The organism is Ralstonia sp. UBA689, assembly GCF_002298975.1.
Classification (GTDB): Bacteria; Pseudomonadota; Gammaproteobacteria; order Burkholderiales; family Burkholderiaceae; genus Ralstonia.
Genome location: NZ_DBMV01000022.1, coordinates 39,197 through 51,186, shown reverse-complemented (window position 1 = coordinate 51,186; position 11,990 = coordinate 39,197). Strand labels below are relative to the sequence as shown.

Annotated in this window: 12 protein-coding genes; 4 read left to right on the top strand and 8 right to left on the bottom strand. The window is 64.2% G+C overall.

Annotated elements, in window-relative coordinates; all coding sequences use genetic code 11:
• Positions 1-36: 36 nt before the first annotated feature.
• The 5 genes from B4F51_RS10925 to B4F51_RS10905 form a co-directional block, all read right to left on the bottom strand.
• Positions 37-2,277, bottom strand: a complete 2,241-nt coding sequence (locus B4F51_RS10925; RefSeq protein ID WP_296225403.1) for a methyl-accepting chemotaxis protein — start codon at positions 2,275-2,277, stop codon at positions 37-39.
• A 279-nt stretch (positions 2,278-2,556) separates the two neighbouring features.
• On the bottom strand, positions 2,557-3,102 hold the full coding sequence (locus tag B4F51_RS10920) for a chemotaxis protein CheW (protein WP_296225402.1): 546 nt from the start codon (positions 3,100-3,102) through the stop codon (positions 2,557-2,559).
• A gap of 163 nt (positions 3,103-3,265) precedes the next feature.
• Positions 3,266-3,634: a response regulator gene (locus tag B4F51_RS10915; RefSeq protein WP_296225401.1), complete on the bottom strand. Its 369-nt coding sequence runs from the start codon at positions 3,632-3,634 to the stop codon at positions 3,266-3,268.
• 30 nt (positions 3,635-3,664) lie between these two features.
• A complete protein-coding gene (locus B4F51_RS10910) occupies positions 3,665-4,168 on the bottom strand; it encodes a response regulator (RefSeq protein WP_296225443.1) in 504 nt (167 codons plus the stop codon).
• Between the two features lie 305 nt (positions 4,169-4,473).
• Positions 4,474-4,656 (bottom strand): rubredoxin, encoded by a 183-nt coding sequence (locus B4F51_RS10905; RefSeq protein ID WP_003261842.1) that lies wholly within the window; start codon positions 4,654-4,656, stop codon positions 4,474-4,476.
• A gap of 213 nt (positions 4,657-4,869) precedes the next feature.
• Here B4F51_RS10905 and hemL point away from each other — a divergent pair, with 213 nt between their 5' ends.
• Positions 4,870-6,171, top strand: a complete 1,302-nt coding sequence (hemL, locus tag B4F51_RS10900) for a glutamate-1-semialdehyde 2,1-aminomutase (protein WP_296225400.1) — start codon at positions 4,870-4,872, stop codon at positions 6,169-6,171.
• A gap of 60 nt (positions 6,172-6,231) precedes the next feature.
• Here the strand turns inward: hemL and B4F51_RS10895 are convergent, their stop codons facing one another.
• The 3 genes from B4F51_RS10895 to dapA all read right to left on the bottom strand — a co-directional run bounded on the left by B4F51_RS10895 (position 6,232) and on the right by dapA (position 9,343).
• Entirely contained in the window at positions 6,232-7,401 is a 1,170-nt protein-coding gene (locus B4F51_RS10895; protein ID WP_296225399.1) for a S1 family peptidase, read from the bottom strand.
• 144 nt (positions 7,402-7,545) lie between these two features.
• Positions 7,546-8,160, bottom strand: a complete 615-nt coding sequence (locus tag B4F51_RS10890; RefSeq protein WP_296225398.1) for a hypothetical protein — start codon at positions 8,158-8,160, stop codon at positions 7,546-7,548.
• 286 nt (positions 8,161-8,446) lie between these two features.
• Positions 8,447-9,343 (bottom strand): 4-hydroxy-tetrahydrodipicolinate synthase, encoded by an 897-nt coding sequence (dapA, locus tag B4F51_RS10885; protein ID WP_296225397.1) that lies wholly within the window; start codon positions 9,341-9,343, stop codon positions 8,447-8,449.
• A gap of 387 nt (positions 9,344-9,730) precedes the next feature.
• Between dapA and B4F51_RS10880 the strand changes: the two genes are divergently transcribed.
• Genes B4F51_RS10880 through B4F51_RS10870 form a run of 3 tightly spaced genes read left to right on the top strand, consistent with a single transcriptional unit; the run spans position 9,731 to position 11,767 of the window.
• Positions 9,731-10,357, top strand: a complete 627-nt coding sequence (locus B4F51_RS10880; protein WP_296225396.1) for a LemA family protein — start codon at positions 9,731-9,733, stop codon at positions 10,355-10,357.
• A 13-nt stretch (positions 10,358-10,370) separates the two neighbouring features.
• Positions 10,371-11,228: a TPM domain-containing protein gene (locus B4F51_RS10875; RefSeq protein ID WP_296225395.1), complete on the top strand. Its 858-nt coding sequence runs from the start codon at positions 10,371-10,373 to the stop codon at positions 11,226-11,228.
• 14 nt (positions 11,229-11,242) lie between these two features.
• Positions 11,243-11,767, top strand: coding sequence for a TPM domain-containing protein (locus B4F51_RS10870; RefSeq protein WP_296225394.1), 525 nt, complete (start codon positions 11,243-11,245; stop codon positions 11,765-11,767).
• Positions 11,768-11,990: the final 223 nt, after the last annotated feature.

Genomic DNA, 11,990 nt, shown 5'->3' with positions numbered 1-11,990 from the left:
CCCGCCCGAAATCCAGTGACGGCGTCGTTACGCGAATCAGGCGATGCGGAACCGCGCAACCGAGTCACGCAGCTCTTCAGCAAGCTGCGTGAGCTGGCGCACCGACTGTGCAGTCTGGCGGGTACCGGTCGACGTCTGCTCCGTGATGTGCAGGATCTGTTCGATGTTCTGCGCCACGTCCGAAGCCAGCGTCGCTTCGTGCGACGTCGTCTGCGAAATGCTCTCAATCAGTTCGGCAAGCTGGCGCGACACGCGGCCGATCTCCACCAGTGCCGCACCGGCGTTATCGGACAGCTTCGCCCCTTCCACCACACCCGCCGTGCTGCGCTCCATGGCGTGCACCGCATCTTGCGTGTCGGTCTGAATCGTGCGGATCAGCGCGCCGATCTGCTTGGCTGCCTCGGCCGAGCGTTCTGCCAGGCGCTGCACTTCCTCTGCCACCACCGAGAAGCCGCGACCGGCTTCACCAGCCGATGCCGCCTGGATGGCAGCGTTCAGTGCCAGCACGTTGGTCTGCTCGGTAATGTCCGAGATCAGTTCCACGATTTCACCAATCTCCTGCGACGATTCGCCCAGACGCTTGATCCGCTTCGAGGTTTCCTGAATCTGGTCACGGATGTCGTTCATGCCCGTGATGGCGTTCTGCACGGCCTGCTGACCTTGCTCGGCAGCGGCCAGCGAGGCGCGTGCAACGTTGGCCGATTCGGCTGCGCCGCGCGAGACCTGCGTAATGCGGTCGGCCATCTCCACCACCGACTGGCCGGTCTGGCGAATCTGGCGCGATTGTTCTTCCGATGCGGCCACCAGGCTTTCCGATGTGGTCTGCACCGCCGACGATGCCTGCGTCACCTGCTCGGCGGTCTGCTGCACCCGGCCGACCAGCTCGCGCAGTTCTTCCACGGTGTAGTTCACCGAGTCGGCGATGGCGCCGGTAATGTCTTCGGACACGGTGGCCTGCTTGGTCAAGTCACCGTCTGCAATGTCCTGCAGCTCGTTCATCAGACGCAGAATTGCGGCCTGGGTGGCGTCGTTGTTGCGCTTTTCCACCATCCGGCGTTCTTCGGCTTCACGCTGACGGGCTTCTGCTTCCATCGTACGCACGCGCGAATCGCGCAGGTACAGGGCGGCCAGGCCGGCCAGGCAGACCACCGTCAGGATGGCCGACAGCACCACCGCGCCGAGGGTCAGCGGACGGTTGCGCACGCTGCTCGCGTACGCCGACTGCAGATCCGACAGATCGGCACGCAGCTTTTCGTTGTCGTTGAAGATCTGCTGCTGGGCGCGCTTGGCGGCGATCAGGCCCGGCAGGTTTTCCAGGATGATCTGCGTGGTCTTCTGCACGTTGTCGAAGCGGGTCGACAGCTCTTGCAGGTAGCCCTTGGTCTCGGCATCGGTGGCGGCCGACAGGCGCAGCGCTTCAGAGCCATTGAGCAAACCGTTCAGGGTTTCACGGAAGGTGTTGGTGTCCTTACCGAGCAGGAACGCCGTTTCCGGGTTCACGCCTTCGCCGGCCAGGAACTCGTTCATGTTCTTACCGAGACGCTGCGTCAACATCACGAGCTGCGAGGATGCCGCCACCTCGCGCGCTGGCGCATTGGTCTGCAGCTTCATCGACGAGATCTGCTCGGCTTCTTCCAGCAGTTCGGGGTTCGACGCGTTGAACACGTTCAGCGTCTTACCCACCGCCACCAGCGTCTTCTCCTGCGACAGCACGGCCTGGGCGCTCTTGTCGCTGCGCTTCCATTCGTCGATTGACTTGTCGAGCAGGGCTTCGGCTTCGCCGCCCGAGGCACGCACGCCGCGCTCGGAGTTGCCGTTCTTCAGCGCTTCGAGGTTCTCCTGCAGGCGCGCGCGGCTTTCCTTGAGCTGGGCGAATGCGTTGGCGTTACCGAGCAGCGCCACCGGCACTGCCTTGGCCAGACGCTGCGAGTGCATCAGCGTGTCACCGGCAATTTCAATCTGCACCGAACCGTTGTTGGCCTGGCGGTTATCCAGGTACACCGAGATCAGCAGGGCCAGCAGGCCGACCACCAGACCGATGGTGAACACGCGCTGCTGCGCCGCGAACGGCACGCGCTCCATCCAGCCAACCACGGCGTCGATGGGCGTGCGGCCCAGTTGCGTCGACGCACCAGCGGGATTGTCGTCATCCACGTGGGCCGCATCATCCAACTGCGCCAACTGCACGGAGGCAGCCGCAGCGCCCTCCGATGCAACCTCCGACGCCCCTGCCCCTGCTCCAGCACGGCGACCCGCGTTGAACCACTTGAACCCCATAGGACCCTCTTGTTTTGTCGATGCAGCCGCCCCGTCAATTCGAGATCAGCGGCATGGATTTCCCGTCCGCGGCCACGCCTTCTCTTGCCCTGCGTGGTCCGCACCTTCCGCGATACGTGTGAAACGTTAGATCAAACGCGCCCTGTTGCCGCGCCACGTACCACCGTCTTGCCCCGCGCGCGCCTCCGCTCCCGTTGCGGATGCGCCCAATCATTTCTTGTTTCTTGTTCATTGCCGGGCCGATCAAGCGGCCAGGTCTTGCACCACGGTCACCGCGCCTCACGCGCGGCTGCGGCCCACCTGCAGGAAAGCCGGATCGGCCAGCAACTGACGCACGTCCAGCTCGCGCCACAGCGTGCCTTGCGCATCGCGCCACGCGCGGCCTTGCCACGGGTGGCTCTCGTCCTGCGCAGCCTCAACCGGCTGCAGGTCAGCAACGCTGCGCAGCCCCGCCACACGCGGCACGACAATCGCGCACGCACGCTGCGGGTCCTTCGAGAGCACTACGATCTTGCTGCCCACCCCGCCGGCCGCCGGCGCCTCGCCGCAGAACAGGCCGAAATCAATCACGCCGAGCAGGTTGCCGCGCGCGTTCACCAGACCGAGATACCACGGCTGCGTAAGCGGCACACGCGCGGGCGGCTGGTAGTCCAGCACCTCGCCGGTGTCCGACAGCGACAGCATCCAATGATGCTCGCCGATCTGCACGCCCAGAAAGCTGTCCGTCGACGCCTTGGCGCGCGCCTCTTGCAGGCGCCGTGCCAGCATCGCCTGGTATTCATGCAGGCGCTGGCGGGAGGTCAGGTTGGTGCGCGGTTCGTTCACGTCTGGCTCATGTCCGTTGCGTTCCGGTTGGCTGCGGGCCTAGAACGTGTTCATGATCCGTAGCGAGCGATCCGCGGTTGGCACGAGAAGCGCAGCCGTACATGGGTACGGCGAGCATCGCAGGGCCAAGATCGGGGCGCGCAGTAGGATCATGGACAGGTTCTTATTGCGGCAACTTGCCGATCTTATCCAGCAGTTCTTCAGCCTTGACCGGCTTGACGATGTAGTCCGACGCGCCCTGGCGCATGCCCCACACGCGATCGGTTTCCAGCCCCTTGGTCGTGCACATGATTACGGGGATATCCTGGAAACGCGCGTCCTTCTTGATCGCGCGGGTGGCCTGGTAGCCGTTCTGGCCGGGCATCACCACATCCATCAGGATCAGGTCGAAGGCTTCGGCTTCGAGCTTGGCCATGGCCTGATCGCTATCGGCAGCGACCGTCACCTTGAAACCGTTCTTGCCGAGGATTTCCGACAGGTGCAGCGCTTCGGTCGGGGAATCGTCGACCACCAACACTTTCTTGATTGCCATACAAACAGTCCTTCGTTTAGAGAGATGCCATCATTGCGGACCAGCCAGAACCTGGGCCGCCGGCAGATGAGTCAGGACCGCCTCCAGCAGCGCTTCCTTGGTGAAGGGCTTGGCGAGGTGGTCCACCGCCCCGACCGACCTGCCACGCGCGCGGTCGAAAATCCCGTCGCGCGAAGACAGCATGATCACAGGCGTGGCATGGAACTTCGGGCTTTTCTTGATGAGCGCGCAGGTCTGGTAGCCGTCTACATTCGGCATCAGGATGTCGCAGAACACGAGATCGGGCTTCAGATCGCCCACCTTGGCCAGCGCGTCGAAACCGTCTTCGGCCAGCACGACCTGGCAGCCGGCCTGGGTCAGGAAAATCTGCGCAGTACGGCGGATGGTGCTGGAGTCATCGATCACCAGCACTTTGCGGCCTGTCAGGGAATTCGCCAGCGGTGAATTCGCCAGCGGTTGGGATTCGGTCAGTTGTTCCACCCGCGCGGATTGCATCATGTTCTCGCAGTGCGCGACCACGGGTCGCCACGACATTCTGACCGGATGGATCGCGGCAAATCGACGCACAGCGTGCCCATACATCGGATGTTGGGCCCACGCTAGCGACGACTTCAAAACTACGCCCCCCGGCCCGCTTATGAAGTGTAAAGCTCAGAATTTGACGAAGTGTGACAAGTCACCTATTCGCCGTCAATGGCGCCGACCGTCCGCCTGCTGCCTGTGGCATGGAAGCGACGAGCCCGAATGAATGGATTCGATCGATCCGTCACTTCCTGATATTTGGCTGTCGGCAAGAGGGCAACCGCTCACTTGCCGAGCAGAAAAACGGCAGATCCGGATCAGATCTGCACCATTTCGAAGTCTTCCTTGCGGGCGCCACACTCGGGGCACGTCCAGTTGATGGGCACGTCTTCCCACTTCGTGCCGGGGGCGATGCCATCGTCCGGCGCGCCTTGTTCTTCATCGTAGATCCAGCCGCAAATCAGGCACATCCACGTCTTGTATTCAATCTGCTGTTCCATAGGGCAAAGCTTTGGTGGTTCCGTCTATTAAAATGGCAGGCCAGATGGTACCGAATCGCGCCCGCCCACGCCAGAACAGGCGTAGGGCGGGCGACGTGTTTGATTGCATCTGCACTGCATCTGCGTCAAACCGCCACGCAATCGGTCCAATTCACGCTCCAAACCGTGTCGCTGCGTTGTCCAGCGCGGCGCCTCTCTCTTCCAACTGCATCCATGTCGACCTCTTCCCGCAGCGCTGCCCTGTTTGAACGTGCCCAGAAGACCATCCCCGGCGGCGTGAACTCGCCGGTGCGCGCTTTCCGCTCGGTGGGCGGCACGCCGCGCTTCATTGCCAAGGCAGCCGGCCCGTACCTGTGGGATGCCGACGGCACCCGCTATATCGATTACGTCGGCTCGTGGGGCCCGATGATCGTCGGCCACGCGCACCCGGATGTCGTGCGCGCCGTGCAGGAGGTGGCAGCCGACAGCTTCTCGTTCGGCGCCCCGACCGAGGCCGAAGTCGTCATGGCCGAAGAGATCTGCAGGCTCGTGCCCTCGATCGAGCAGGTGCGGCTGGTCTCATCCGGCACCGAGGCGACCATGAGCGCCCTGCGCCTGGCACGCGGCTTTACTGGGCGCGACCTGATCGTCAAATTCGAGGGCTGCTACCACGGCCACGCCGACAGCCTGCTGGTCAAGGCCGGCTCGGGCCTGCTGACCTTTGCAGACACGACGCAGAACGCGCCATCCTCGGCGGGCGTGCCGGAAGACGTGGTCAAGCACACGATGGTGCTGCCGTACAACGACGTGAGCGCGCTGCGCGAAGCGTTTGCCCGCCACGGCAAGGAAATCGCCGCCGTGATCGTCGAACCGGTGGCCGGCAACATGAACCTCGTGCGTGCGACCGAGGATTTCCTGCAAGGCATGCGGGCGCTGTGCTCCGAGCACGGCGCCGTGCTGATCTTCGACGAGGTGATGACGGGTTTCCGCGTGGCGCTCGGCTGTGCGCAGGCGCTTTACGGCATCAAGCCAGACCTGACATGCCTGGGTAAGGTGATCGGCGGCGGCATGCCGGCCGCGGCGTTTGGCGGCCGCCGCGACATCATGGGTTTCCTTGCGCCGCTGGGCAACGTGTATCAGGCCGGGACGCTCTCAGGCAACCCGCTGGCCGTAGCGGCCGGGCTCACGACGCTGCGCCTGATTGCCGTCGATGGCTTCCATGACCGCCTGGCCGCGCAGACGCGCAAGCTGGTCGATGGCCTGAGCGACATCGCCCGCGAGGCTGGCGTGCCGTTTGCCGCAGACAGCGTCGGCGGCATGTTCGGCATTTATTTCCGCGAGGGCGTGCCGACGAGCTTTGCCGAGGTGACCAAGAGCGATGTGGGGCGCTTCAATGCGTTCTTCCATGCCATGCTGGATCAGGGCGTCTATCTGGCGCCGTCTGCGTTTGAGGCCGGTTTCGTCTCGGCGACGCATGACGATGCGATTCTCGATGCCACCTTTGATGCGGCACGGAAGGCGTTCAAGGCAGTTTGATGCGACAGGGCTAAGAGACGGACATCGTGGTCCGTCCCTTAGCCCGGGCACAGCTTCCGATCAATCGACGCGGTGCTCGACGAGTTCGAGGGTCTCGGAAAGCCGTTCCCAGCGGTTGGAATAGCCGGCGGTGAACCGCACCACGCGCCCCAGTTCCGGCGCATACCAGACTGTGGTTCTGTATGGCACCGCTGAGCTGCCCATGCCGTTGACGTTGGCGGCTCGATTGGCGTAGCCCCGATAGGCAATGCGGATCGCGCGATAGGCTCCTGCAGGAACGCGGATCATCTCCTCCTTCTCGGCCACGGCTTCAAGGCTCGTATCGTTCCGCCCCTTCGCCCGGCTGTACGCCACTTTCCAGCGGTCACCCACCTTCACGTTTGCAGGCACCCAGCCGCCCGGCGGCGACGCCAGGTCGAATTCACCGGCAATCGGGACATCAATACGATCGACTCGGCCATCCAGAAACTCGATGCGCGAGCCCTGGTTGTAGATCACGCGGCCATTGTCGATCCGGTCGACGCGGTAGGAGACCTCCTGATTCTTCCGCGTGAGGTCGTCGTGCAACTGGTAGCGCCACACTTCACCCACGCTCGGCGAACCGGCCGACGCTTCGCGCGCCGGAACCAGATCCGATGAAAGGTTGGTTGCCGCCACCCGATAACTCGCCATGGCGGCGGCACCGCGCGCCCGGATCTCGGGAATCCACGACGCCGGCACTGCCTGCTGGCGCGCATCTTTGGGCGAGGCCGGACTAACGAGAATCCCCATCAGCCGCCCGCTTTCATCGAACAGCCCACCGCCGGCCGCGCCGGCATCGGGTGCGACCGACGCCTCGATACGGTCCAGCTTGCCCCCGGCATCCGCCTGCAGGCCAGCAATCGTCGCCGTGCGCACTGCGAGTGCCGTGCCGCTGACCGATGCAGCCACAACCTTCTGGCCGAAGCCGGGCGCTGCTGACGGCGACAACGGCACGCCCGGCACGTTGAGATCCGCCACCGTCAACAAGCACAGGTTGCGCTCGATATCCGGCGCTTCGAGTGTTGCGCCATAGCTCACGTTGCCGCGACGCACGGCGATCGACCTTGACCCCGCCAACACATTGCACGTGGTGACGACCTGCCGCGGCCCAATGGCGACACCCGATCCGGCACGCAACAGCGTCTCTTGCTGACCGCGGGCTTGAACGGCGTAGACGCTCGCGTTCAGCCGTTCAAGGTCGAGGGCCACGGCCGGGGTGGCGACAGCAGAAAGCAATCCGAGCAAAACAGGAACGCGGCATGTATGCATGGCAGCAAAGTTTAGGACGGTAGGACCGGCGCGTGCGGACGTTGTCCGCCCTGCGCCGCAGCATGAAAGACGTTGAAGGCGGGGTCAGCGCGGCAAAACGTAGCGCAGGTCGTCCAATGTCGGGTGCTTGGGCTCACGGTTCGCCTGACCCGGCGCGTTGACTTGGGCTGCAAGCGCAGACGGCGCGCCGAATGTCGTCGCAGCCGAGGACGACGTGCCGGCCGCGACGATCAAGGGATCACTCTGGCCGCCCCCCGCGCGTGCATCGATGACCACACTCTCACCCATGCTCACGCGGATCATTTCCGGGTAGTCGTAGGCAGCACCCGAACTCGCGTCGACAGCGACCCCGATCGCACCACCAAAGATAAGGTTGCCGAACGCGAGTGCCTTGGTGGCAGAGATCACCGTCGCCTGGCCGGTATCCATGCCCTCCTTGTCGCAACGGACCGTCAGGTTGCCGTAGGCGCGGCTGATCGTTACCGTGCCGGGAGTCGTCACGTAATACGTGCCCTTGCTGTTGGCCATTTCACAGCGGGCGCCTTCCACAAGACGTTCGGCCTGATGGGTTTCAACGGAGACCACCTGCCCGGTGCCGCCCACAATGGACGCGCAACCGCTTGCCAGACTCGCGCTGGCCATGAGCAATAACAGCGTTGACCGCATTTTTCCCTGACGCCCCGGAGTTTTGTTCTTCAATCTTTCGGTATCGACGCTGTCGCAGATGGCCGGTAATGTAGCGCGGCAATTGAACTGGACGCGCCCTACTTCAGCAGGGTGGCAAGCATAATCGAGATTTCGGACTGCGTACCGCATGCCACCCGACATTTGCGAGCTAGCATGCCTCCCGGCTCAGACAGGCCTGATAGGTTGGCGCCCCCAAAAAACTGCTGACTCTCATTTCGAGATTGGATCGAGGTGAAATTCAGCATCGCTTTTTTGGGAGGGACCCGCTTTATAAGGAGCATGCCATGAACGGAAGAAATCAAATCGCCTTGACCGCCGCCAGCAGTTGAGTGCGCAACTCGTCAGACGCCATAGTCATCGGTGGTCGCAGCACATTCTTCGCCAATCCCTCATCAGCCAACCAAGCCTTCAACGGCCCGGGATTCGTCTGTGCAAACAACAGCCGAATGACGGGCGCGAGCGCATGATGCAAGCGCCGCGCATCGTTCAGGCGTTGCTCGTGGACGGCCCGCGCCATCTCGACGAACAACTCAGTCCGCACGTGGGCGGCGGCAATGATCGCCCCAACGCCGCCCGCGCATAGCGTACCGAACACCTGCGCGTCCTCGCCCGCAAGCACCTGCAGCCGCCCGTCGGCAATCACGCGCTGCGTCTTGTCTGCATCGCCGCCGCAATCCTTGATGCCGTGGATGTTCGGGTGTGCCGCCAGCGTGAGCAGGGTCTCGGTGGCGATGTCCGCACCGGTGCGATACGGAATGTCATACAGCAGCACCGGCACGGGCGATGCATCGGCCAGTGCAATGAAGTATTCAACGATCCCCGCCTGCGACGGGCGGATGTAGGAAGGTGGCGGCACGAGGAACGCAGCGGGCTGGTGTTCGGCCAGCCGCAGCATGCGTTCGCGCACCGATGCCAGCGCACTGCCGGACACACCCATTACCACGGGCAGGCCGTCGGCCGCGGCACGTACCGTATCAAGCACGTCGGCCTGTTCCTGGTCGGTCAGCGCCGCCGCCTCGCCGGTGCTGCCGCACGCGACAAAACCGACCACGCCCTGCGCGCGATACCGCGCCACTAATGTATACAGCGCGCCGTAATCGACCGAACGCGTCGCGTCGTCGGCAAACGGCGTAACGATGGGCACCCAGATGCCTGCATAGGACGGGCGCACGGTGGCGGACTGGTTTTCAAGCATGACAACACTCCTGGACGAATCAACGACCGATCAAGAACCATCAGGAGAGCATCGGGAATGCAGGGCCCGCGAGATGCGGGTAGAGGTCAACCGTGCTGGCTGTCCGCTGTTCCGTCGCCCATCTGACGGAACAGCGCCCCGGTCAGACGAGCGGCTGTTTGGAGGCTTTTTTGGCGCGCGCGAGCGTCGACGCAGCCGACAGGCAAAGTGCCGGCACAGAGCGAATCGACGAAACAGAGGAAATCGCGCGCATGGAAATTGTCAAAAAAGTCTCGATACCGTACCGATGTGTGACTGGACCGTCAAGCACATGGGCTAGAGTTCGACGGAACACCGTGAGACGATGTCGGTCTCATGCCACATCGTTTTTCCGATCAAGAGGACTTCATGACCCCTGCCCTGTCTTTGCGCGCGGCGCGTTTTTCGATGCTGCGCTGGCTGGCGCTGGCGCTGGCCGTATTGGCCGCCCCGTTCCTGTCCGCCTGCGGCTACAACGATTTCCAGTCCAAGGACGAGGCCACCAAGGCCGCCTGGGCCGAGGTGGTCAACCAGTACCAGCGCCGGGCCGACTTGATCCCGAACCTAGTCAACACGGTCAAGGGCTATGCGTCACATGAGAAAGACACGCTCGAAGCCGTGACGCGCGCCCGCGCCGCGGCCACCAGCATCCAGGTCACCCCCGAAACGCTGAACGATCCGGCCGCATTCCAGAAATTCCAGCAGGCACAGGGCGAGCTTTCCAGCGCGCTGTCGCGCCTGATGGCGGTGTCGGAAAACTATCCGCAGCTCAAGGCCGATCAGTCGTTCCGCGATCTGCAATCGCAACTGGAAGGCACCGAGAACCGCATCACCGTGGCGCGCCAGCGTTACATCAAATCGGTGCAGGACTACAACGTGCTGGCCCGCAGCTTCCCGACCAACCTGACAGCCAAGGTGATGGGCTACCAGGTCAAGCCGAACTTCACGGTCGAGAACGAGAAGGGCATCTCCACCGCCCCGGCGGTGAAGTTCTGACGAGCTGACGATCATGTCGATGCGCGCGCGTGCCTTCTTCGCCTTCCTGATGACGGCAACCTTGTGGCTGGCCGTCGCCTTGCCTGCGCGTGCGCAGAGCGACATGGTGGCCGTGCCGCCGCTGGCCGCGCGCGTGACCGACCTGACCGGCACGCTGTCTGCCCAGCAGCGCAGCGCGCTCGAACAGGTGCTGGCCGAAGAGGAACAGCAGCACGGCAGCCAGATTTTCGTGCTGATGGTGCCGTCCACCGCACCGGAGCCCATCGAGGCCTACGGCATCCGCGTGGCGGAGGCGTGGAAGGCCGGCCGCAAGGGCGTGGATGACGGCGCCATCATCCTCATCGCCAAGGACAACCCCGCTTCCCTGCGCAAGATGCGCATTGAAGTCGGACGCGGGCTGGAAGGCTCGCTCACCGACTTGCAATCGAAGCGCATCCTGCAGGACGTGATGGCGCCGCACTTCCGTCAGGGGGATTTTTACGGCGGGCTGTCGGCGGGCATCTCGGCCATCCAGACCGTCATCGCCCAGGAGAATCTGCCGCCGGCAGAGCGCGCCAAGCAACAGCAGGCCAGCGGCGGTATCGGCGATTGGCTGCCAGTGCTGTTCCCGCTGGCGATCATCGTGTTCTTCGTGCTGAGCGCGGCCATGCGCTCGGGCGGCCGGGTGACGGGCAGCCTGCCCGGCCGGCCCGGCTCGCGCGTGATGATGGGCAACCGCGGCTGGGGCCCGGGCACCATCGGCGGGCTGGGCGGTGGTCTCGGCGGCGGCTGGGGGCGCGGCGGTGGTGATTTCGGCGGCAGCGATGGCGGCGGCTTCAGCGGCGGTGGGGGCGGTGATTTCGGCGGCGGCGGTGCCTCCGGCAACTGGTGAGCACGAGGACGTTCATGGCATCCACGACCCAACACCATCGCGGCGCCCGCCGCGCCCTCACCCACCTGTTGACGACCCCGTCGCATGCGCGGCGCGTTTTCCCGCCTGCCGATCTGCTCAAGCTGGAGGCCACCGTGCGCGAGGGCGAGCAACGCCATCGCGGCGAGGTGCGCGTCGTCATCGAAAGTTCGCTGCCCGTGCGCGACGCCTGGGCAGGTGTCACGCCTCGCGAGCGTGCCCGCACGCTGTTCGGCCTGCTGGAGGTGTGGAACACGCACGAGCACGTGGGCGTGCTGCTCTACATCAACTTCGCCGATCACGCGGTCGAGATCCTGGCGGATCATGGCATCGCGGCCAAGGTCGATGCGCACGCGTGGCACGCAGTGTGCGAAACCATCACACGCGGCTTTGCGCAGCGGGTGACGATCACGCCGGTGCTCGAAGCGCTGGCGCAGATCAACGACATCCTCGCCACGCACGCACCTTTCGACGGCACACCGCGCGCCAACGAGCTGGCGGACAAACCGCTCGTGCTCTAGGGTCTGCTCAGTCCAGCCGCAGCAGGTAGCGACAATCGCGCCCCTGTTGCGCCGATGTTTCACGCCAGGCCGGCCCCTCGGCCCCTCGGCCCCTGTTTCAGGACTGATACAACCTTGCACAGGCAAGCAGACTCCGGCAGCACCCAGCACGGCCAGCGAGACGCCTCATCTTTTAGGATGAGCTGACGGGTATCCCCTCTCATGAATCAGCGGCATCACGTGC

Bases quoted from the DNA above. Each gene is read 5' to 3' on its own strand.
- B4F51_RS10925 (WP_296225403.1), bottom strand. From the start codon at position 2,277: ATGGGGTTCAAGTGGTTCAACGCGGGTCGCCGTGCTGGAGCAGGGGCA.
- B4F51_RS10915 (WP_296225401.1), bottom strand. From the start codon at position 3,634: ATGGCAATCAAGAAAGTGTTGGTGGTCGACGATTCCCCGACCGAAGCG.
- B4F51_RS10910 (WP_296225443.1), bottom strand. From the start codon at position 4,168: ATGTCGTGGCGACCCGTGGTCGCGCACTGCGAGAACATGATGCAATCC.
- B4F51_RS10905 (WP_003261842.1), bottom strand. From the start codon at position 4,656: ATGGAACAGCAGATTGAATACAAGACGTGGATGTGCCTGATTTGCGGC.
- hemL (WP_296225400.1), top strand. From the start codon at position 4,870: ATGTCGACCTCTTCCCGCAGCGCTGCCCTGTTTGAACGTGCCCAGAAG.
- dapA (WP_296225397.1), bottom strand. From the start codon at position 9,343: ATGCTTGAAAACCAGTCCGCCACCGTGCGCCCGTCCTATGCAGGCATC.
- B4F51_RS10880 (WP_296225396.1), top strand. From the start codon at position 9,731: ATGACCCCTGCCCTGTCTTTGCGCGCGGCGCGTTTTTCGATGCTGCGC.
- B4F51_RS10875 (WP_296225395.1), top strand. From the start codon at position 10,371: ATGTCGATGCGCGCGCGTGCCTTCTTCGCCTTCCTGATGACGGCAACC.
- B4F51_RS10870 (WP_296225394.1), top strand. From the start codon at position 11,243: ATGGCATCCACGACCCAACACCATCGCGGCGCCCGCCGCGCCCTCACC.